Below are 21586 nucleotides of genomic sequence, written 5' to 3' on the forward strand. Positions count from 1 at the left end.
GACATCACTCGCAGCTTCGTGCGCCGCGGCGGCCGCTTCCGCCACGCTTCCCGAGGCTGTTATTTTTTCCGCTGCCGCCCTCAGCGCTCGCTATGCAGGGCCGGCCCAGAGCGAAACAGGATTCTGAATGTTCGGTTTTTTGCGCAGCTACTTCTCCAACGATCTGGCGATCGACCTCGGCACCGCAAACACCCTGATCTACATGCGCGGCAAGGGCATCGTGCTCGATGAGCCGTCGGTCGTGTCGATCCGCCAGGAAGGCGGCCCCAACGGCAAGAAGACGATCCAGGCGGTCGGCAAGGAAGCCAAGCAGATGCTCGGCAAGGTGCCGGGCAACATCGAGGCGATCCGCCCGATGAAGGACGGCGTGATCGCCGACTTCACCGTCACCGAGCAGATGATCAAGCAGTTCATCAAGACGGCCCACGAGTCGCGCATGTTCTCGCCGTCGCCGCGCATCATCATCTGCGTGCCGTGCGGCTCGACCCAGGTCGAGCGCCGCGCGATCAAGGAAGCCGCGCACGGCGCCGGCGCATCGCAGGTCTACCTGATCGAGGAGCCGATGGCGGCCGCGATCGGCGCGGGCCTGCCGGTGTCGGAAGCCACCGGCTCGATGGTCGTCGACATCGGCGGCGGCACGACCGAAGTCGGCGTGATCTCGCTCGGCGGCATCGTCTATAAGGGCTCGGTGCGCGTCGGCGGCGACAAGTTCGACGAAGCGATCGTCAACTACATCCGCCGCAACTACGGGATGCTGATCGGCGAACAGACCGCCGAGGCGATCAAGAAGGAAATCGGCTCCGCGTTCCCGGGCTCCGAAGTCAAGGAAATGGAAGTGAAGGGCCGCAACCTGTCGGAAGGCATTCCGCGCAGCTTCACGATCTCCAGCAACGAAATCCTCGAAGCGCTGACCGATCCGCTGAACCAGATCGTGTCGTCGGTGAAGATCGCCCTCGAGCAAACGCCGCCGGAACTCGGCGCCGACATCGCCGAGCGCGGGATGATGCTGACGGGCGGCGGCGCACTGCTGCGCGACCTCGACCGCCTGCTCGCGGAAGAAACCGGCCTGCCGGTGCTCGTCGCCGAAGATCCGCTCACCTGCGTCGTACGTGGTTCGGGCATGGCGCTCGAACGCATGGACAAGCTGGGCAGCATCTTCTCGTACGAGTGATCGCCGAGTGATCGCCTAAGCAGTCCCGTTTGATATGACGCACCCGCGGCGTGGCCGGATCGCTCGTTCAGAACGAACCGCCACGCCGTTTGCGCGTCTGAGCATCATTTAACCGATCACCACGCGCCCGGCGCCGACCATGGAATACAGTCCGCCGCCCCTCTTCAAGCAAGGTCCGCCCGCGCTCGCGCGGCTCATCTTCTTCGTCGCCCTCGCCATCGCGCTCCTCGTATCGGACGCGCGCTTCAGCACGCTCGAAATCGTCCGCGGCGTGCTCGGCACCGTGCTGTATCCGCTGCAGCGCGCGGCGCTCGTGCCGCGCGACCTGTTCATGGGCGCGGCCGACATCGCCGTCACGGGTGCATCGCTGCGCCACGAGAACGACGCGCTGCGCAAGCGCAACCTGCAGCTGTCCACGCAGGCCAACCAGGCCGCCGTGCTCACGCAGGAAAACACGCATCTGCGCGCGGTGCTCGAGCTGCGCCAGCACATCGCGACGCAATCGACGCCGGTCGAGATCCAGTACGACACGAGCGACCCGTTCACGCAGAAGATCGTGATCGGGCAGGGTTCGCAGCAAGGCATCCAGAACGGCTCGCCGGTCGTCAGCGAGGACGGCGTGATCGGCCAGATCACGCGCGTGTTCCCGCTGCAGGCCGAAGTCACGCTGATCACCGACCGCGATCTCGCGATTCCCGTGCAGGTGCTGCGCACCGGCCTGCGCAGCGTGATCTACGGCACGCCGAAGGGCGATTCGCTCGATCTGCGCTTCGTGCCGACGAGTTCGGACCTTGTCGCGGGCGACGAGCTCGTCACGAGCGGCCTCGACGGCGTGTACCCGCCGGGCCTGCCGGTCGCGAAGGTCGTTCGCGTCGACAAGCTCGCCGATACCGCGTTCGCGCGCGTGACCTGCGCGCCGGTCGCCGCCGTGCGCGGTGCGCGCCAGATGCTCGTGCTGCATTACCAGAACGACGTCCCGCCGCGTCCGGCCGAGCCCGATCCGGCCGCCGACAAGAACGCGAAGGGCAAGAAGGGCGCCAAGGCCGCCGCGAAGGGCGAGAAAGCCGAGAAGGCCGACGCGAACGCGAAGCCGGCCGCCGCGGCCGCGCCCGGCGCGAAACCCGCACCGGCTGCGCCCGCCGCTCCGGCCAAGCCCGCCGCCGCGCCCGCGAAGCCCGCGGCCGGGCAACCAGGAGCCCAGCGATGAACCGTCCGCAATACATCCTGCAGCCGGTCAACCCGTACTTCATCGTCTTCAGCCTCGCCGCCGCGTTCCTGCTGAACCTGATGCCGTGGGGCCGCCTGCCCGGCGTGCCCGACTTCGTCGCGGTCGTGCTGCTGTTCTGGAACATCCACCAGCCGCGCAAGGTCGGGATGGGCGTCGCGTTCGCGCTCGGCATCCTGATGGACGTGCATGACGCGGGGCTGCTCGGCGAGCACGCGCTCGCCTATACGCTGCTGTCGTACGGCGCGATTACGATCCATCGCCGCGTGCTGTGGATGCCGATCGGCGTGCAGGTGCTGTACGTCACGCCGCTGCTCGTCGTCGCGCAACTGGTGCCGTTCGTGATCCGCCTCGTGATGGGTGCGGCGTTTCCCGGCTGGCGCTATTTGGTGGATGGTTTCGTCGAGGCCGCGCTGTGGCCGATCGCGAGCCACCTGCTGCTGATGCCGCAACGCCGCCCGGTCGACCCGGACGATACGCGCCCCATCTGAGCCGCACCAGGACCGACCTTGAATACCCGCCGCCCCCACGCCCGCCGCGCGCCGCGCTCCGGGGCGGCCCCTCGCCCGCGCGCGTGCGCCGCGCACGGGCCGGATCGACCTTAGGGTCTATTTACATATGGAACGTACATGCGAATGCCCGAAATCGCTCGGAGGGCAAGAAGTGAGGAGCGCCGTTTGGCCGCGCCAAACAAGTGACGAGCGACGCCGCCATACGAGCGATTTCGGGCATTCCCGTGGAATGAATTTTAAATTTGGGGTTGCCACGAGAACGGCCGCTCGCCGCGTTGCGCTCCTTGCGAATACGTCAGTATTCGCGGCGTCGCGCGCCTCGCGAGCGGCCGTTCTCGTGGCAACGCATGCACGTTCCATATGTAAATAGACCCTAGGCATGACCGAATTCAACGACACCCAACAGCAGCTCTCGAAGTTCCGCCTGCGCGTCGCGGCGGCGGGCGTGTTCGTGTTCGTGTGCTTCGGGCTGCTCGCAAGCCGTTTCTTCTATCTGCAGCTGATGCAGCACGGCAAATACGCGCTGCAGGCCGAGGAAAACCGCATCTCGGTCGCGCCGATCGTGCCGAACCGCGGGATCATCACCGACCGCAACGGCGTGGTCCTCGCGAAGAACTATTCCGCGTACACGCTCGAGATCACGCCGTCGAAGCTCAACGACACGCTCGACAACACGATCGACAAGCTGTCCGAGATCATCCCGATCGACGCGCGCGACCGCCGCCGCTTCAAGAAGCTGCAGGAAGACTCGAAGAACTTCGAGAGCCTGCCGATCCGCACCCGCCTCACCGACGCGGAAGTCGCGCGCTTCACCGCGCAGCGCTTCCGCTTCCCCGGCGTCGACGTGCGCGCGCGGCTGTTCCGCCAGTACCCGCTCGGCATGACGGCCGCGCATGTGATCGGCTACATCGGCCGGATCTCGAAGCGCGACCAGGATCGCATCGACGCGATGAGCGACGACAACGACAGCGACCAGGAACACTACGATCCGCGCCGCGACGCGAACAACTACAAGGGCACCGACTACATCGGCAAGATCGGCGTCGAGCAGAGCTACGAAACCGAGCTGCACGGCCTCACGGGCTTCGAGGAAGTCGAGGTGACGGCCGGCGGCCGGCCCGTGCGCACGCTGTCGCGCACGCAGGCGACGCCCGGCAACAACCTCGTGCTGTCGCTCGACATCGCGCTGCAGCAGGTCGCCGAGCAGGCGTTCGCCGGCAAGCGCGGCGCGCTCGTCGCGATCGAGCCGAAGACGGGCGACGTGCTCGCGTTCGTGTCGTCGCCGAGCTTCGACCCGAACTCGTTCGTCGACGGCATCGACCAGCAGACCTGGGACGAGCTGAACAACTCGTCCGACAAGCCGCTCCTGAACCGCCCGCTGCACGGCACCTACCCGCCCGGCTCGACGTACAAGCCGTTCATGGCGCTGGCCGGCCTGACGCTCGGCAAGCGCACGCCGGGCTGGGGCTTCCAGGATCCCGGCTACTTCACGTTCGGCGGCCACACGTTCCGCAACGACGTGCGCTCGGGCCAGGGCTGGGTCGACATGAACAAGGCGATCATGGTGTCGAACGACACCTACTTCTACATGCTCGCGCGCGACCTCGGCGTGAACGCGATCGCGAACTTCATGAAGCCGTTCGGTTTCGGCCAGATCACCGGCATCGACATCCAGGGTGAGGCACGCGGGATCCTGCCGTCGACCGACTGGAAGAAGAAGGCGTTCAAGAAGGCCGCGCAACAGAAGTGGTTCGACGGCGAGACGATCAGCCTCGGGATCGGCCAGGGCTACAACTCGTACACGATCCTGCAGCTCGCGCATGCCACCGCGACACTCGCGAACAACGGCGTCGTGATGAAGCCCCACCTCGTGAAGGAAGTCGAGGATCCGATCACGCGCGCGCGCCATCTGACGGTGCCGAAGGAAAGCGAAACGATCCCGCTCAAGCAGGCCGACATCGACGTCGTGAAGCGCGGGATGGAGAACGTGATCGAGAACCCGTCCGGCACCGCGTACAAGGTGTTCCGCGGCGCGCCGTACCTCGCCGCCGGCAAGACCGGTACCGCGCAGGTGTTCTCGCTGCAGGGCTCGAACTACAAGGGCCACCTGCTTGCCGAGCACCTGCGCGACCACGCGCTGTTCATCGCCTACGCACCCGTCGACCATCCGCAGATCGCACTCGCGCTGGTCGTCGAGAACGGCGGCTGGGGCGCGCAGGCCGCAGGCCCGATCGCGCGCCGCGTGCTCGACTATTACCTCGTCGAGCGCCAGAATCCGCAGAACGAGGCCGCAGCCGTGGCCGCGGCCGCGTCGGCAACCGAGCCGGTGAGCGCGCCCGTGATCGGCGACGCGGTGAAGCCCGCCGTCGTCGCAGCCGGCTTCACCGCGCTGCCGCAGCCGGTCGTGCCGAACGCGGCCAGCGCGGCGGATGCGGCATCGGCCGCATCGGCACCCGATGCGTCGGGCGCAGCCGGCGCGAGCGCGGCGCAGGCGTCCGACGCGAGCGCCGCGGCGCCGAGGGCCGCGAGCCTGCCGCCGATCCGGCGCCCGCACCGGCCGCGCCGGCCCGCCAGTGATGCGCAGCCGCTCGCCACGGCGCCACGCGACGACAACTCCCGTGCCACGGCCGCCGCGAAAGCGGCAAATGCCGGCACCGCTCATTAACGGAGATAGGCATGCAATTCGACAAGCGCGCCTGGCTCGACAAGATCAAGCAGATGTTCGCGGGCTTCGACCGCCCGCTCGCCCTCATCGTGTTCCTGCTGCTGTGTGTCGGCATCGTCACGCTGTACAGCGCGGCGATCGACATGCCGGGCCGCGTCGAGGACCAGTTGCGCAATATCCTGCTGACGTTCGTGCTGATGTGGGTAATCGCCAACATTCCGCCAACCACGCTGATGCGCTTCGCGGTCCCGCTCTATACGTTCGGGGTCGCGCTGCTGGTCGCGGTCGCACTGTTCGGGATGACCAAGAAGGGCGCGAAGCGCTGGCTGAACGTCGGCGTCGTGATCCAGCCGTCGGAGATCCTCAAGATCGCGACACCGCTGATGCTCGCGTGGTACTACCAGCGCCGCGAAGGTGGGCTGCGCTGGTACGACTTCATCGCCGCGTTCGGGATCCTGCTGGTGCCGGTCGGCCTGATCGCGAAGCAGCCCGACCTCGGCACGGGCCTGCTCGTGTTCGCAGCCGGCTTCTTCGTGATCTACCTCGCCGGCCTGTCGTTCAAGCTGATCGTGCCGGTGCTCGTCGCGGGCGTGATCGCGGTCGGCTCGATCGCCGTGTTCGAAGAGCGCATCTGCCAGCCCGAAGTGCAGTGGCCGCTGATGCACGACTACCAGAAGCACCGCGTGTGCACGCTGCTCGACCCGACTTCCGACCCGCTCGGCAAGGGCTTCCACACGATCCAGGCCGTGATCGCGATCGGCTCGGGCGGCGCGCTCGGCAAGGGCTACCTGAAGGGCACGCAGGCCCACCTCGAATTCATTCCGGAGAAGCACACCGACTTCATCTTCGCGGTGTTCTCGGAAGAATGGGGGCTCGCCGGCGGCCTTGTGCTGTTGACGCTGTACATGGCGCTGATCGCGCGCGGGCTCTACATCGCCGCGCAGGGCGCGACGCTGTTCGGCCGGCTGCTCGCGGGCTCGCTCACGCTCGCGTTCTTCGTCTATGCGTTCGTCAACATCGGGATGGTGAGCGGCGTGCTGCCCGTCGTCGGCGTGCCGTTGCCGTTCATGAGCTACGGCGGCACCGCGCTCGCGACGCTCGGCGTCGCGATCGGGATGATCATGAGCGTCGGGCGGCAGCGGCGGCTGATGAAGAGCTGACGACGCGGCGCGGCACGCAGCCGCGAGCACTCGCAGCAATGAAAAACGGCGCCTCGGGCGCCGTTTTTCATTGACCAGGCAGAATGCAGCGGGCAGCGCCCACTCACTGCGGCGGCGCGCGCGGACTCCCATGGTCCGCACCGGCACCCGATGCCGGCTCCTGCGTCTTCAGCCGCGCGCTCAGCTCCTTGAATTTCAGCCCGGCCGTCTCGTCGCCCTGCGCCGCCGCGGCCGCGTAGTACGCACGCGCGATGTTCAGGTTCTGCGTGACGCCGTCGCCGCCGCGTTCGTAGAAGGACGCGGTCACGTACTGCGCGGTCGGCTCGCCCGCGTCGGCCGCCTGCTTGTACCACGCGAATGCCTGCCGGTTGTCGCGCGGCGTGCCGCGCCCGTCGAGGAACTGGTTCGCGAGCGACAACTCGGCCTGCACGTGTCCCTGCTTCGCCGCGCGCAGGAACCAGCGGTGCGCTTCGGCCGGATTGCGCGCGACGAACTCGCCGTCGTCGAACATTCGCCCGTACACGTACTGCGCGTGCGACATGTTCGCGTCGGCCGCCCGCTTCAGCCAGCGCAGCCCTTCGTCGACGTTCGCGGTCACGCCGACGCCGGTGAGCAGCATCATCGCGTAATTGAACTGCGCGAGCCGGTCGCCGCGTTCGGCCGCGTCGTGGAACTGCACCAGCGCCGCACGATAATCGCCGGCGTTGTAGTCGGCCACCGCCGATTGCGTCTCGCGCGCCGGATCAGGCTTCGCGTGCGACGCATTCTGCGCAAGCGCCGCGACGCATACGGCCCACAGCCCGAGCATCGCGCCGATCCGCCCGCGTACGCCGATCGTACGCCGCGTACGTCCGGGCCCCGCGCCATCACCACCGTTCATGACCGCACCTCCTGCAACGCCTGGCGCGTCGCGCGCAGCAGCCAGCTCACATCGGCCGACAGCGTGATCATCCGGTAGCCGGCCTCGCGATACTGGCGCGCAGTCGCCGTATCGCTCGCGAAGATGCCGACCGCGACGCCAGCCTGCTTGCCGGCCGCGAGCACGCGCGCCATCGCGGTCTCGACGTCCGGGTGGCGGCTGTCGCCGAGATGCCCGAGGCTCGCCGCCAGATCGGCCGGGCCGATGAACAGGCAGTCGACGCCCGGCGTCGCGGCGATCCGTTCGACTTCGTCGATCCCGCGCGCCGATTCGATCTGCACGATCACCGCAACCTGCGCGTTGGCCGTCTGCAGGTAATCGCGGCGCATGCCGAACGCCGCCGCGCGCACCATGCCGGCCACGCCGCGCAGCCCGTCCGGGGAATCCGGCGACGGGAAGCGCGTGAGCCGTACCGCGTGCGCGGCCTCGTCAGGCGTCTCGATGCACGGGAACATCAGCGTGCGCGCGCCGGCGTCGAGCGCGCGCTTCACGAGCCACGGCTCGCGCCCCGGCACGCGCACGACGGGCTCGCTCGGCAGGTGCGCGGCGGCCAGCGCGCGCAGTTGCGATGCGACGTCGCGGCTGTCGTTCGGCGCATGCTCCATGTCGATGCAGAGCCAGTCGTAGCCGGCATGCGCGAGCGCTTCCGCGGCCGAATCGCAGCCGAGCGACAGCCACAGGCCGTACAGCGGCTCGTCGCCGTCGTGCAGACGTTGTTTGAGGGAATTGGTGAGCGTGCTCATCGATACGGCCTCCTGGACGGAACGGCAATCGAACGGGACAAGCAACAGGCGAAGCGGGCGCGACACGCCGGACCGCCATGCCCGGCGGCGCCGGACCGGGCCCAGGAACGTCAGTCGGCCGTGGGCGGCCGATCTGACAGCGCGGGCCGCGCGACGGCGCACGGATGCGTTTTCCGGTGCCACGCAACGATCATAGCGCGGCGTTACACGGAATGTGGGAACAGGCGGGGAGCGGCGCCGGACGAGGCCGCCCGGCACGGTGGCAGGCAGCCCGCGCCGGCTGGCGGGGCTAACGGGAAGACAGGATCAGCGGCCGGGCTGGCGCTCGACGTCGGCCCAGCAGTTTGGCGTTTCGTACAGACGCACGCGTTCCAGACGCAGGTTCACGCCGTAGTGCGCGTCGTACACGTTCGCGAGGATGTCGAATGCGATCGCCGCGAGGTTCTCGACGGTCGGGATCCGGTCGATCACGACGGTCTTGTGATCGGCCATCTGCTCGAGGAACGAGCGCACGACTTCGTCGCGCGCGTAGACCAGGAACGCGTGATCCCACTTGTTGACGAGGTGCTCGACCGCGAGCGCCTTCACGTCGGCGAAATCCATCACCATGCCGCGGTCGGGCGCCCCCTCGGTATCGACGAGATCGCCGCGCAGCGTGACTTCGAGCACGTAGCGATGGCCGTGCAGGTTCCTGCACTGGCTGCGGTGATCGGGAATGCGGTGGCCCGCGTCGAATTCGAGTTTTCGGGTAATCAGCACGATGTCAAAAGCCGTGGCTCAGGGAATGTTCAGATATTTGTGGGTCTGCATCGACAGCCGCCACTGCGGATGCCGCTTGCACCAGTCGATCGCGAGCTTGGTGTTGAGATCGCGCGACGGGCCGTCCATCGGCTGCACGAGAAAATACTCGAAATCGAGCTTCGCGTAGTCGGCAAGCCGCTGGTTGTCTTGCGGGATCACGACCTTCAGTTCGTTGCCCTTCGTGACGACGAGCGGCGCATCGGCCTTCGGGCTCACGCAGATCCAGTCGATCGTCTCGAGCACCGGCAGCGAGCCGTTGGTCTCGATCGCGATCTCGAAGCCCGCCGCGTGCAGTACGTCGACGAGCGGCTGGTCGAGCTGCAGCATCGGCTCGCCGCCCGTGCAGACGACGAAGCGGCGCGCCTCGCCGTCCGGCCACAGGCCGGCGATCGTCGCGACGAGTGCCTCGGCGTCCTTGAACTTGCCACCGTTCTCGCCGTCGGTGCCGACGAAGTCCGTGTCGCAGAAGCGGCACACGGCCTCCGCCCGATCCTCTTCGCGGCCCGACCACAGATTGCAGCCGGCGAACCGGCAGAACACGGCCGGACGGCCCGCGTTCGCGCCCTCGCCCTGCAACGTGTAGAAAATTTCCTTGACCGCGTAAGTCATCGTGCTTCGTCCGGCTCGCGCCGCTCGTTGTCGATCAGAATCCGTTATCCATCAAGCGCTGCCGGCGCAACCGCATCACAGCGGCGCTTCGGTCACCCGCTCGCCCTTCAGGTAGGCCTCGTAGCCGCGCTTGCGCAGCTTGCAGGCCGGGCATTCGCCGCAGCCGAAGCCCCAGTCGTGCAGTTCCGCGCGCTCGCCCACGTAGCACGTGTGCGTCTCGACACGGATCAGCTCGACGAGCGCCTCGCCGCCGAGCTGCTCGGCGAGTTGCCAGGTCTGCGCCTTGTCGAGCCACATCAGCGGCGTCTCGAGCACGACGCGCGTGTCCATCCCGAGGTTCAGCGCGACCTGCAGCGCCTTCATCGTGTCGTCGCGGCAGTCGGGATAGCCCGAGAAATCGGTCTCGCACATTCCGCCGACCAGCACGCGCAATCCGCGGCGATAGGCAATCGCGGCCGCGATCGTCATGAACAGCAGGTTGCGGCCCGGCACGAACGTATTCGGCAAGCCGTTCGCCGCGGTTTCGATCTCGATCGTGCGCGTCATCGCGGTATCGCTGATCGCGCCGAGCACCGACAGGTCGATCATGTGATCGTCGCCGAGACGGTCGGCCCAAGCGGGAAACTGGCGCTTCAGCGCGTCGCGCACGCTTTCGCGACATTCGAGTTCGACGCGGTGGCGCTGGCCGTAATCGAAGCCGAGCGTCTCGACCGTCTGGTAGCGCTCCAGGGCCCAGGCCACGCACGTGGCCGAGTCCTGCCCGCCGGAAAACAACACGAGCGCGCCGTCTTTAGCGTCTGTCCGAATCACCGTGATACTCCGTGAATGTATAGGCTCGCGTCGCGCTGCGCCCCGGGGCCGGCTGCCGCCGGGCGGCCCGACGCGTGCCGACCTGCGCCGGCTCGACCAGTATAGGCAGCGCGATCGGCTGCGAACGCGGCGGCGCGCTTATACCGCCCATCGCGCGGCATCGTTGCCGATCGTCACGGCGGCGCCTGCGGGCAGCCCTGCCGTGCGCATGAAGCGATGTGCTAAGTCATTGAGCGGGCACGGATTTTATCATGCCCCGGCGAATGCTGCCGGACGCGCCACCGATACCACGCCAACCACCACAAACGAAAAACCCCAAGAACCTTCCGATTCTTGGGGTTGGAACTGCTGGTGGCCTGGGACGGAATCGAACCATCGACACGCGGATTTTCAATCCGCTGCTCTACCAACTGAGCTACCGGGCCAACGAAGAAGAGAAAGTATATCCAGCCCTCTTCACTTGCGCAAGGGTTTTCGCAAAATATTTTTATGCGACGCCTTCCGACGGCTTCTTGCCAAGCTCGACGCCCAGCTGCTTGAGCTTGCGATACAGGTGAGTGCGCTCGAGGCCCGTCTTCTCCGCGACGCGCGTCATGCTGCCGTTCTCGCGCGCGAGGTGATATTCGAAGTACGCGCGCTCGAACGCGTCGCGCGCTTCGCGCAACGGGATGTCGAACGGAATCGCGGCCGTCTGGCCCGCGAGGCCGAGCGCCGCCGCCATGTCGTCGCCGAGCGTCGGTAGCGCGGCCGCGGACGCGACCGCCGCCGGGCCCGACGCCTGGCCGACACCTCCCTTCGCCGCCGCGTTGACGGACACCGGTGCAGCGCCGCGCGCGAGACCGTGTTCGACGGACTTCAGCAGCTTCTGCAGCGCGATCGGCTTCTCGAGAAAATCGAGCGCGCCGATCTTCGTCGCCTCGACGGCCGTGTCGATCGTCGCGTGCCCGGACATCATGATCACGGGCATCGTCAACAGGCCCTGCGCCGCCCATTCCTTGAGCAGCGTGACGCCGTCGGTATCGGGCATCCAGATATCGAGCAGCACGAGATCGGGCGCCTGATTCAGACGGTATTCCCGCGCGGCCTGCGCGTTCTCCGCCGCCTCGACGACATGCCCTTCATCGCTGAGGATCTCCGAGAGCAATTCCCGGATGCCCATTTCATCATCTACCACCAGGATGGTTGCCATTTACGCTGCCTTTGTCTGCACACTTGCTTTTGTCTTAGCGGGAGCCGTCCCGCCCTGCGCGCCGGATTCGGCATCTGGCGTATCGCTCGCCATCTGCAGGAACAGGATCGACACCTGCGCACCCTCGACGGTCTCGCCGTGCATGCGATTGCGCAGATCGATCCGCGCGCCGTGCTCGTCGACGATTTTCTTGACCGTGGCCAGCCCGAGCCCCGTGCCCTTCGCCTTCGTCGTCACGTAAGGCTCGAACGCACGGGTCAGGATGCGTGCCGGAAAACCGGGCCCGTTATCGGACACGGTAAGACGGACCGCGACGCGCGTTTTGCCCTCGGCGTCGGGATCGCCATATTCTACTGTCTTGGTTTCGATCAACACACGCGGATGCGCGACTTCCGCGACCGAATCCTGCGCGTTCTGCAGCAGGTTGTGAATCACCTGGCGCAGTTGCGTCGCGTCGCCGCGGATCACCGGCAGCGACGGCGCGAGTTCGGCGACGATCGCGCTCTTGCCTTCGCCGACACCATACAACCCGAGCACTTCGCTCGCCAGTTCGTTCAACTGCAGGTTCGCGAGCACCGCGGGCGGTGTGCGCGCATATTCGCGGAAGTCGTCGACCATCCGCTTCATCGCGGCCACCTGGTTGACGATCATCGTCGCGCCGCGCTTGAGCACGTCCGCATCCTGCGGCGCGAGCTTGTCGGACAGCTTCATCTGCAGCCGCTCGGCCGACAGCTGGATCGGCGTCAGCGGATTCTTGATCTCGTGTGCGAGCCGCCGCGCGACCTCGCCCCATGCGACCGAACGCTGCGCGGAAATCACGTCGGAGATGTCGTCGAACACGACGACGTAGCCGGACGTCTGCGGATCGTCGGCCTCGCCCTCGACCGTCGACACGAGGCGCGTGCCGCGCACGAGCAGGGTCAGCGGATCGGCTTCGCCCGGCACCTCGATCGCGAACTGCTGCTGCCAGTGACCGCGATCGCCGCTGCCGTCGTCGGAAGCCGCCTCGCGATCGGCGAACGCCTTGCGCACCATCGCGCCGAATTCCGCCACGACGCCGATCCGGTCGAGCGCCGTGCCGATCATCGCGCTGAACGGCTGCCGGAAGATCCGCTCGGCGCCGCGGTTGGCCGTCGTCAGCCGGAACTGGCGGTCGAGCACGAACACGCCGGCGGTCAGGTTCGCGAGGATGCTCTCGAGATACGTCTTCGAATGCTCGAGCGCGACGCGGTTCTTCTCGACCGCGAGCCGCGCCTCGGACAGTTGGCGCGTCATCGCGTTGAACGACTGCGTGAGGAAGCCGAGCTCGTCGCGCGACTTGATCTCGCGCTTCGGCGTGTAGTCGCCTTCGGTGATCTCCTTCGTCCCCTGCGCGAGCAGGAACAGCGGCCGCGCGAGCTGCTGGCCGAGCGCGAGCGCGAGCATCATCGCGATGAAGGTCGCGAGGAACAGCGCGAGCGTCAGCGTGCCGATGTACATCTTGCGCAGCCCGGTGCGGCCGAGCGACTTTTCCTGGTACTCGCGATACGCGCGCTGCACCGCGTCGGCGTTGTGCGCGAGCGTGGGCGGCACCGGCTGCGTGAGCTGCAGGAACCGCTCCGCCGGCTGCAGCAGCGACGTCGTCGCATCGGGAATCGGCCGCACGACGCGCAGCCGCAACGCGCCCTTCGCGCCGTGCGCGCGCGGATCGCCGTCCACTTCGCCCTCGATCGCCGCGTACGCGCCGTGTTCGCGCGCCTGGCTCAGCATCAGCGGCGTCGGCAGGTCGTCCGGAATCAGCGCGGCGAAATTGCCCGATGCCTGCGCGACGATGTGCAGGTCGGGCGCCGCGCCGGAGCCGCCGCGGCTCGGCTCGACGATCGTCGCGTCCTGCACGCCGAACTGGTCACGCAGGCGCAAGAGCGTGAGCGTCGTGCCGTTCGTATTCGCATCGACGCTCGCAAGCTGGTCGGACATCAGCCGCGCCTTCGTCTGCAGGTCCGACAGCGACGCGTCGAGCATCCCGCGGCCGAGGTTCAGACCGGCCGTCAGCGCGGTCTCGACGTTCACGTCGAACCACGACTCGATACTGCGCGACACGAACTGGTACGACACGATGTAGATGATGCCGCCCGGCACCACGCCGACGAGTGCGAAGAACACCGCGAGCTTCGCGAGCAGCCGCGTGCCGAACTTGCCCTTCCTCAGGCGCGCGACGATCATCCCGATCAGCCCGAGCACCACCAGCAGGAACACGAGCGCGACGATGATGTTCATCGCGTACAGCCACGAGTAGTAGCGGTCGAAGAATTCGGTGTTCGCGCTCGCGGCCGCGAGCAGCACGAGCAGCAGCAGCGCGGTGATCGCGACGGTCGAGACGATCACGCGAACGAGGAGGCTCTTCCCGCTGGCCGCGCGGCGCACTTTATTTAGCACGTTCGGTCACCGTGAAAGTAAAGCGCTTCCAGTCCGACCCGAGCGTCCAGTCGCGGTTGTTCACCGCGTCGACCTGGAACGGCTTCGGCATCAGCGCCGTATCGAGCTGCATCCGCACCGAGGCCGTATAGGTTTCACCGGCGCGCACCTGGTTGCGGTCGATCACATGCCACGACGTGATGTGCCGGACCACCGCGAGCGCGTCCTTCAGCGACGGGAACCCGAGCTGCAGCCCGCCCGTCGACACGCGGTACTCGCGCGTGAGCGGCTGGAACGACAGCCGGATCGTCTGCGACACCGACACCGGCTGCTCGTCGAACCAGTACCAGCGCGCGCGGCCCAGTTCGAAGTCGGTCGTGAAGTAAAGCGGGATGCCCTTGTTGACGGCATCCTCGAGGTTCGGATTCAGCTCGAAATCGAAGCGGGCATCGAGACTCCAGCCGCTTCCGTCAGCCTGCAGCGATGCGCGCTGCACGGCGATCGACTCGGCGCGCGCCTGCCGAACGACAGTCAGGCACAGCGCCAGCGCGACCAGCAGGACGGCCGCGAGCCGAAGTGGAAAAAGGTGTTTGATCGTCACCGTTTCTGAAACCGCGCGTAGAAAAATCCGTCGTGATCGGTGTTCTGGTCGCGTGCGCCGGCCGCCCCGCCGTGCACGCCGCCCGGCAGCAGTTGGCCGGGCGCGTCCAATCGTACCGCATCTTCACAGGACGCTTCAAACCAGCGGGCCTGCAATTCGCCCTCCTCGGGAAAGATCGAACAGGTCACATAGAGCAGTTCGCCGCCCGGCTTCACGAGCGGCCACAACGCCGTCAGGATGCGGCGCTGTTCCGCGACGAGCGCGGCGATGTCGGCTTCGCGGCGCAGCCAGCGGATGTCGGGATGACGGCGCACGATGCCCGACGCGGAGCACGGCACGTCGGCGAGGATGCGATCGAACGGACGGCCGTCGTACCACGCGTCCGGCGCGCCGGCATCGCCGACGCGCACGTCCGCCGCGAGCGACAGGCGTGCGAGGTTCTCGCCGATGCGCGCAGCACGGGTCGCGTCGCTTTCGAGCGCGACGACGTCCGCGTCGGCAAGCTCGAGGATATGGCCGGTCTTGCCGCCCGGTGCCGCGCACGCGTCGAGCACGCGCATGCCGTCACGCGCGCCGAGCCATTCGGCCGCGAGTTGCGCGCCGGCATCCTGCACCGACACGACGCCATCGGCGAAGCCCGGAATGCGATCGACGGGAAGCGCCGACGCGAGCCGCACCGCATGGCGGCCGATCGCGATCGCGTCGATTCCGTTCGCACGCAGCGTGTCGAGATATACATCGACGGTCGCGTGACGCGCGTTCACGCGCAGCGTCAGCGGCCCCTGGCGCTCGCCGGCCGCGAGGATCGCCTGCCATGCGTCCGGCCACGCGCGCTTCACCGCATCGATCCACCACGGGCGGTAGTTCCAGCGGGCGACCGGATCGTCCTGCAGCGCCGCGACGAGCGCGTCGCGTTCACGCTGGAAACGGCGCAGCACCGCGTTGACCAGCCCCTTCGCGAACGCATATTCGCGCCGTGCGCCGATCACGGTCACGGCCTGGTCGACGATCGTGAACGCCGGATACGCAGCCGATTCTTCCGGATCGAGCAGCAACGCGAGCGCGCCGGCGAGCACCGCCTGCACGTGCGCGGGCGGCGCCTTGCTGACGAGTTTGCCGATCAGCCAGTCCGCGGTGCCGAGGCGGCGCATCGTCCGGTACGCGACGTCCTGCGTCGCGCCGCGCGCCAGCGCCTGCGCGCCGGCCGGCATCTGCGCGAACACCGCGGCCAGTGCCGCCGGCAGCGCGGTGCCGCGCCGCACCGCATCGACTGCCTGCGCGGCCGCGTCGAGCGCAAAGCCCAGCGAATCGGGCGCGAGATGCACCGCGGACAGGCGCGCAGGGCGGCCGGATGAGGACTGAGCGGAGGAACGGGTTCGTGTCATCGGAGCAAAATCGGCAAACGGGCGCCGCGAGCGGCGGGAACCCAGCGGCCGCGCGGCCGCCGCGATTCCAAACCGCGCATTGTAGCGTGAGGCCATGCGGCCCCTTTACGGGATGCACAAATGAAACACCCCGCAGCGCGGGGCGTGCGGGGTGACGTGTCGAGCACGACGCGATTTAGTCGAAGCGGCCGGTACGCGCCATCTCCATCAGGCGCGCGATGCGCTCCTCGGTCGCCGGGTGCGTGGAGAACAGGTTCTGCAGGCCGCCGCCATGCAACGGGTTCATGATCATCATCTGCGCGGTGGCCGGATGCGCTTCGGCCGCCTGGAACGGGATGCCGGCCGCAAAGCGATGGATCTTGTCGAGCGCGGTGGCGAGCGACTGCGGATCGCCGGAGATCTGAGCGCCGCCGCGGTCGGCCTCGAATTCACGCGCCCGCGAGATCGCCATCTGGATCAGCGCACCGGCGATCGGCGCGAGGAGCGCGACCGCGATCCCCGCGATCGGGTTGGCCGGGCGACCGTTTTCGTCGCGGCCGCCGAAGAACATCGCGAAGTTGGCCAGTGCCGAGATCGCGCCCGCCATCGTCGCGGTGATCGTCGAGATCAGGATGTCGCGGTGCTTCACGTGCGCGAGTTCGTGCGCCATCACGCCGCGCATCTCGCGCTCGGACAGCACGCGCAGGATACCCGTCGTCGCGGCGACCGCCGCGTGCTCGGGGTTGCGGCCCGTCGCGAACGCGTTCGGCGCGTCCTCGTTGATCAGGTAGACCCGCGGCATCGGCAGGTTCGCGCGGGTGGCGAGCTCGCGCACCATCCGGTAGAACTGCGGCGCCGTGTTCTCGTCGACTTCCTGCGCGTTGTACATGCGCAGCACCATCTTGTCGGAGAACCAGTACGAGAAGAAATTCATGCCGAGCGCGAACAGCAGCGCGATCGTCATGCCGCGCGAGCCGCCGATCATGCCGCCGATCACGATGAACAGGGCCGTGATCGCGGCCATCAGCATCGCCGTTTTGACCCAATTGAACATACCCACTCCTTATCCGTCAGGGGACCCGCCGCACATCACCGTGCACGGCGGAAAATTGTAAGTGATTTGTTAGATAAGGTCTTGCCGGAAAAATTCAATTTCAGCGTTGCGCCGCCGCGAGCCTCAGCCCGAGGCCGACGAACGCGCTGCCGACCGTGCGGTCGAGCCACTTCTTGACGCCCGGCTTGCCGGAAAAGCGCTGCGTGACGCTGCCCGCGACCCACGCGACCACGCAGGTCCAGATGGTGCTCATCACGACGAACACCGAACCGAGGGCCAGGAACGCCAGCGCCTTGTGCGGGCTGTCCGCCGACACGAACTGCGGGAAGAACGACACGAAGAACAGCACGACCTTCGGGTTCAGCACGTTGGTCCAGAAACCCTGCATGAACAGCTGGCGCAGCGGCTTCGCGGCCATGGCCTGCGCCGCCTCGGCGCCTGCCGGCGCGGCAGCCTGCTTCACGAGGATCATGCGCACGCCGAGATAGATCAGGTAAGCGGCCCCGACCAGCTTAATCACCGTGAACGCAGCGGCCGACGCTGCGAGCAGCGCGGTCAGGCCGAACGCGCACGCAAGTGCGTGCACGCAGCAGCCGGTCGAGATGCCGAGCGCCGACATCAGCCCCGCGCCGCGGCCCTGCGCGACACTGCGGCCGACGATGTACGCCGTATCGGGGCCGGGCGTGACGTTCAGCAGGAAAACCGCGAGCACGAAGAAGCCGAAATGGGTGATGCCAAGCATGAAAACCTCTAAACCGGGAAGCGCAGGAAAATTCTACGCGCGCCAGCCGCGCCGCGCGACTCGGCCATCCGGCCGATTGCATGCGGCTGGCATGTCGGGTCGAATGACGCTCACGCCACGTCGGGCAACGCGAAGCGCTGGCCCACGGCGAGCGGCGAGCCGGCCAGGAATTCGCGCGCGGGCAGCCGCTTGCCGCCCGGCTTCTGCAGTTGCGTGACGCGCAGCGCGCCGCTGCCGCAGGCGACGACCACGCCTTCCGGCGCAGCCTCGACGATCGTGCCGGGCGCCGCGTCGCCGCGCGCCGCCACGGGCTCGGCCGCCCACAGCTTGATCGCCGCGCCGTCGAGCGTCGCGACGCCGCCCGGGAACGGGTCGAACGCACGAACCTGGCGCGCGAGCACGTCGGCCGCCTCGCGCCAGTCGAGCACCGCTTCGTGCTTGCCGATCTTTTCCGCATAAGTCACGCCGTCGGCCGGCTGCGGCGTGGCAGGCAGCGTGCCGTCGCGCTCGAGCCGAACCAGCGCCTCGACGATCAGCCGCGCGCCGTCGGCGGTCAGCCGGTCGTGCAGCGTGGCGGTCGTATCGTCGGGCGCGATCGCGAGGCGCGCCTCCTCGATCATCGCGCCGGTGTCGAGGCCGATGTCCATCTGCATCAGCGTGACGCCCGTCTCGGCGTCACCTGCCTCGATCGCGCGGTGGATCGGCGCGGCACCGCGCCAGCGCGGCAGCAGCGACGCGTGGATGTTGATGCAGCCGGCGCGTGGAATGTCGAGCACTTCCTGCGGCAACAGCAGGCCGTATGCGGCGACCACCATCACGTCGTGCGGGGTCGTGCGCAGCAGCTCGATCGCGTCGGCCGCCTCCGCCGGGTACTTGCCCGCGCGGCGCAGCGACGGCGGCTGCGCGACGGGCATCCCGTGCTCGACCGCATAGCGCTTCACGGCGCTCGCCTGCAGTTTCATCCCGCGCCCGGCAGGGCGATCGGGCTGGGTAAGCACGAGCGGCACCGGGAAACCGGCCTCGTGGATCGCGGCGAGTGCGGCCGCGGCGAATTCCGGCGTGCCGGCAAAAATCACACGCAACGTATGGGTCATGACAGCGTTCGGGATCGGGCTGGGCACACGCGCGTCACATCGCGCGTTCGAGTTTCTTCATCTTCGTCTTGATGCGGGTCTGCTTCAGCGGCGACAGGTATTCGACGAACACGCGCCCCATCAGGTGATCCATCTCGTGCTGCACGCACACGGCCAGCAGGCCCTCGCAGTCGAGTTCGAAAGCCTCGCCGTGCTCGTTGAGCGCGCGTACGCGCACGTGGTCCGGACGCTCGACCTCGTCGTAGATCCCGGGCACCGACAGGCAGCCCTCCTCGTAGACCTGCTTCACGTCGCTCGACCAGGTGATCTCGGGGTTGATGAACGCGCGCAGCTCGTTCTTCTCCTCGGAGACGTCGATCACGATCACGCGCTCGTGCACGTCGACCTGCGTCGCCGCAAGGCCGATGCCGGGCGCGGCGTACATGGTTTCGGCCATGTCGGCGACGAGCTTGCGGATCCGGTCGTCGACCTTGTCGACGGGCTTGGCGACCTTGTGCAGCCGCTTGTCGGGGTAATGAAGAATGTTCAGCAAAGCCATGGTGTTCGGTATTCGGTGGGGCGGCGTGCCGCATCGGCCATCCGGCCGGCTGGCGCCGCCGCCGGGATGCAATGAAGATGAGGCGGACGCGCGGCATATCAACGCCGCAGGTCATGCCTCCTGCAATTGGCCGGACGCTCGTGCGCGCGGCCCTGTCGAGTATTTCGGATGATGAAAATTTTATCATGGCGCCACGCGGTCCGCTGGCCGCCGCATTCGAGGGGAACCTCATGTCGCCGCAAACGCTGACGACCTCCGCGTTGCGCGCGTGGCTGCAGCTCGCGCATGCGCCGGGCCTCGCCCCCGCCGTGCTGTACGCGCTGCTCGATGCGTTCGGCTCGCCGGCGGCGCTGCTGCGCGCGTCCGACCAGGCCATCGGCGCGGCGAGCAGCACTGCCGCCGCGCGGGCGGTGCGCGCCAGCGAGCGGGACGACCTCGACGCGCGCACCGACGCCGCACTCGCATGGCTCGATGCACCGGGCAACGCGATCGTCACGCTCAACGATCCCGTCTATCCGCCACGGCTGCGCGACCTGCACGATCCGCCGCCGCTGCTATATGTAAAGGGCAGGCTCGACCTGCTGCATGCGCGCGGGCTCGCCGTAGTCGGCAGCCGCCACGCGACGCCGCAAGGGCTCGCCGACGCGACGCGCTTCGCGCATGCGCTGTCCGATGCCGGGCTCGCGATCGTCTCCGGCCTCGCGCTCGGCATCGACGGCGCCGCGCATCGCGGCGGCCTCGACGGCCTCGCCAGCACGATCGCGGTGATCGCGACGGGCGCCGATCTCGTCTATCCGGCGCGGCACCGCACGCTCGCGCACGAGATCGCCGCACGCGGCGCGATCGTATCCGAATGGCCGCTCGGCACGCCCGCGCGGGCGTCGCATTTCCCGCAGCGCAACCGGCTGATCGCCGCGCTCGCGCTCGGTGCACTCGTCGTCGAAGCCGCGCCGCGCTCCGGCTCGCTGATCACCGCGCGGCTCGCGAACGAGCTGGGCCGCGACGTGTTCGCGATGCCGGGCTCGATCCACGCGCCGCTCGCGCAAGGCTGCCACGCACTGATCCGCGACGGCGCGAAACTCACCGCGACGCCGCTCGACGTGCTCGAGGAATACGGGCTGGGCGAACCGGCAGCTCACACCGGTCACACCACGGCGAATTCGCGTTCGCACCCCGATAACGGCGAAGCTGCCGCCACGGGTCAACGCGCGGGCGAGCACATCGCGAAGACGAACGCCTCCGTTCCCACCGCCGCATCCACCAGAATCGAAGGTGCGCCACCCGACAACCCGGCCGAACAGTCCGTGCTCGCTGCATTGGGATACGGCCCCGTTACTTACGAGTGGCTCGCCGAGCACAGCGGCCTGTCCGACGACGTGCTGCACCGCGCGCTGCTCGCGCTCGAACTGGCCGGCCGCGTCGCGAGCGTGCCCGGCGGACGCTTCGCGCGGCTTGACGCGGCGCCCACCCCGCCCCCGTCCGGCGTGCTACATTCCCCCGCATAGAGGCGGCCGTGCCGCCGACGATACCCAAGGAACGCCATGCCCGCGCTGAATCTCGACACCGATGCCGATCGGATCGCCGAGCGCCTCGCCGATCCCGACACGCTGCTGGTCGCCTGCCTGTGCGCCGAGTGGTGCGGCACCTGCCGCGACTACCGGACGGCCTTCGACCAGCTCGCCGACGCCCATCCCGACGCCTGCTTCGCGTGGATCGACATTGAAACCCATGCCGACCGGCTCGACGACCTCGACGTCGAGAATTTCCCGACGATCCTGATCGAGGACGCGAACACCGCGCGCTTCTTCGGCACGGTGCTGCCGCATGCGGCGATCGTCGAACGGATGCTGTCCGACCTGAGCGCGGTACCCGGCGCGCCGCACGCACCGAAATTGCGCAACATCCTGAACGTCGAGGCGTAAACCGCGCACCGGCCGGGCGGCTTGTCGCGCCGTTGCGCGCGCCGCCGCGCCGGGCGCTTGCCGCCGTTGCGGC

Annotated in this window: 20 protein-coding genes and 1 tRNA gene; 7 read left to right on the forward strand and 14 right to left on the reverse strand. The window is 68.0% G+C overall.

Annotated features, from left to right (window positions below; translation table 11 throughout):
* The first annotated feature begins 127 nt into the window (after positions 1-127).
* The 5 genes from DIE23_RS22750 (at position 128) to rodA (ending at position 6733) form a co-directional block, all read left to right on the forward strand.
* Positions 128-1171 carry a rod shape-determining protein gene (locus DIE23_RS22750; protein ID WP_004189550.1) on the forward strand — a complete coding sequence of 348 codons (1044 nt, stop codon included), beginning with the start codon at positions 128-130 and terminating at the stop codon, positions 1169-1171.
* Between the two features lie 139 nt (positions 1172-1310).
* Entirely contained in the window at positions 1311-2378 is a 1068-nt protein-coding gene (gene mreC / locus DIE23_RS22755; RefSeq protein ID WP_124614206.1) for a rod shape-determining protein MreC, read from the forward strand.
* Positions 2375-2887, forward strand: coding sequence for a rod shape-determining protein MreD (gene mreD / locus DIE23_RS22760; protein ID WP_124614207.1), 513 nt, complete (start codon positions 2375-2377; stop codon positions 2885-2887). The genes mreC and mreD overlap by 4 nt, the downstream gene beginning before the upstream one ends.
* A 400-nt stretch (positions 2888-3287) precedes the next feature.
* Positions 3288-5573, forward strand: a complete 2286-nt coding sequence (mrdA, locus tag DIE23_RS22765) for a penicillin-binding protein 2 (RefSeq protein WP_124614208.1) — start codon at positions 3288-3290, stop codon at positions 5571-5573.
* An 11-nt stretch (positions 5574-5584) separates the two neighbouring features.
* Positions 5585-6733 (forward strand): rod shape-determining protein RodA, encoded by a 1149-nt coding sequence (gene rodA / locus DIE23_RS22770; RefSeq protein ID WP_124614209.1) that lies wholly within the window; start codon positions 5585-5587, stop codon positions 6731-6733.
* Between the two features lie 103 nt (positions 6734-6836).
* Here rodA and DIE23_RS22775 read toward each other — a convergent pair whose 3' ends face one another.
* From DIE23_RS22775 to def, 14 genes are all read right to left on the reverse strand, one after another.
* Positions 6837-7613, reverse strand: coding sequence for a tetratricopeptide repeat protein (locus tag DIE23_RS22775; RefSeq protein ID WP_124614210.1), 777 nt, complete (start codon positions 7611-7613; stop codon positions 6837-6839).
* Positions 7610-8395, reverse strand: a complete 786-nt coding sequence (locus tag DIE23_RS22780; RefSeq protein ID WP_014895700.1) for an HpcH/HpaI aldolase/citrate lyase family protein — start codon at positions 8393-8395, stop codon at positions 7610-7612. The genes DIE23_RS22775 and DIE23_RS22780 overlap by 4 nt, the downstream gene beginning before the upstream one ends.
* A gap of 306 nt (positions 8396-8701) precedes the next feature.
* The gene (queD, locus tag DIE23_RS22785) at positions 8702-9154 is read right to left on the reverse strand and encodes a 6-carboxytetrahydropterin synthase QueD (protein WP_014895699.1); all 453 of its coding nucleotides are present in this window, start codon (positions 9152-9154) and stop codon (positions 8702-8704) included.
* Between the two features lie 18 nt (positions 9155-9172).
* The gene (gene queE / locus DIE23_RS22790) at positions 9173-9805 is read right to left on the reverse strand and encodes a 7-carboxy-7-deazaguanine synthase (RefSeq protein WP_124614211.1); all 633 of its coding nucleotides are present in this window, start codon (positions 9803-9805) and stop codon (positions 9173-9175) included.
* Positions 9806-9880: 75 nt separating this feature from the next.
* Positions 9881-10615, reverse strand: a complete 735-nt coding sequence (gene queC / locus DIE23_RS22795; protein WP_124614212.1) for a 7-cyano-7-deazaguanine synthase QueC — start codon at positions 10613-10615, stop codon at positions 9881-9883.
* A gap of 349 nt (positions 10616-10964) precedes the next feature.
* Positions 10965-11040: transfer RNA gene (locus DIE23_RS22800), tRNA-Phe, on the reverse strand.
* Positions 11041-11102: 62 nt separating this feature from the next.
* On the reverse strand, positions 11103-11804 hold the full coding sequence (gene esaR / locus DIE23_RS22805; protein WP_124614213.1) for a response regulator transcription factor EsaR: 702 nt from the start codon (positions 11802-11804) through the stop codon (positions 11103-11105).
* Complete coding sequence (esaS, locus tag DIE23_RS22810) at positions 11805-14219, reverse strand: sensor histidine kinase EsaS (protein ID WP_124614214.1); 2415 nt, start codon at positions 14217-14219, stop codon at positions 11805-11807. It abuts the gene before it with no gap.
* Positions 14209-14799, reverse strand: a complete 591-nt coding sequence (locus tag DIE23_RS22815; protein ID WP_124614215.1) for a DUF4390 domain-containing protein — start codon at positions 14797-14799, stop codon at positions 14209-14211. The genes esaS and DIE23_RS22815 overlap by 11 nt, the downstream gene beginning before the upstream one ends.
* Positions 14796-16184 carry a 16S rRNA (cytosine(967)-C(5))-methyltransferase RsmB gene (gene rsmB, locus DIE23_RS22820; protein WP_124614216.1) on the reverse strand — a complete coding sequence of 463 codons (1389 nt, stop codon included), beginning with the start codon at positions 16182-16184 and terminating at the stop codon, positions 14796-14798. Before rsmB ends, DIE23_RS22815 begins: the two co-directional genes overlap by 4 nt.
* Before the next feature lie 175 nt (positions 16185-16359).
* Positions 16360-17217: a zinc metalloprotease HtpX gene (gene htpX / locus DIE23_RS22825; protein ID WP_124614217.1), complete on the reverse strand. Its 858-nt coding sequence runs from the start codon at positions 17215-17217 to the stop codon at positions 16360-16362.
* A gap of 100 nt (positions 17218-17317) precedes the next feature.
* A complete protein-coding gene (locus tag DIE23_RS22830) occupies positions 17318-17959 on the reverse strand; it encodes a LysE family translocator (protein WP_124614218.1) in 642 nt (213 codons plus the stop codon).
* 110 nt (positions 17960-18069) lie between these two features.
* Positions 18070-19053 carry a methionyl-tRNA formyltransferase gene (gene fmt / locus DIE23_RS22835; RefSeq protein ID WP_124614219.1) on the reverse strand — a complete coding sequence of 328 codons (984 nt, stop codon included), beginning with the start codon at positions 19051-19053 and terminating at the stop codon, positions 18070-18072.
* A 34-nt stretch (positions 19054-19087) separates the two neighbouring features.
* Complete coding sequence (gene def, locus DIE23_RS22840) at positions 19088-19591, reverse strand: peptide deformylase (RefSeq protein ID WP_124614220.1); 504 nt, start codon at positions 19589-19591, stop codon at positions 19088-19090.
* A 185-nt stretch (positions 19592-19776) separates the two neighbouring features.
* Here def and dprA point away from each other — a divergent pair, with 185 nt between their 5' ends.
* Together dprA and DIE23_RS22850 are read left to right on the forward strand one after the other, a co-directional pair.
* Entirely contained in the window at positions 19777-21096 is a 1320-nt protein-coding gene (gene dprA / locus DIE23_RS22845) for a DNA-processing protein DprA (RefSeq protein WP_260436145.1), read from the forward strand.
* Between the two features lie 36 nt (positions 21097-21132).
* Complete coding sequence (locus DIE23_RS22850; RefSeq protein WP_006750078.1) at positions 21133-21513, forward strand: thioredoxin family protein; 381 nt, start codon at positions 21133-21135, stop codon at positions 21511-21513.
* Positions 21514-21586: the final 73 nt, after the last annotated feature.

The organism is Burkholderia sp. Bp9143 (assembly GCF_003853645.1).
Lineage (GTDB): Bacteria > Pseudomonadota > Gammaproteobacteria > Burkholderiales > Burkholderiaceae > Burkholderia.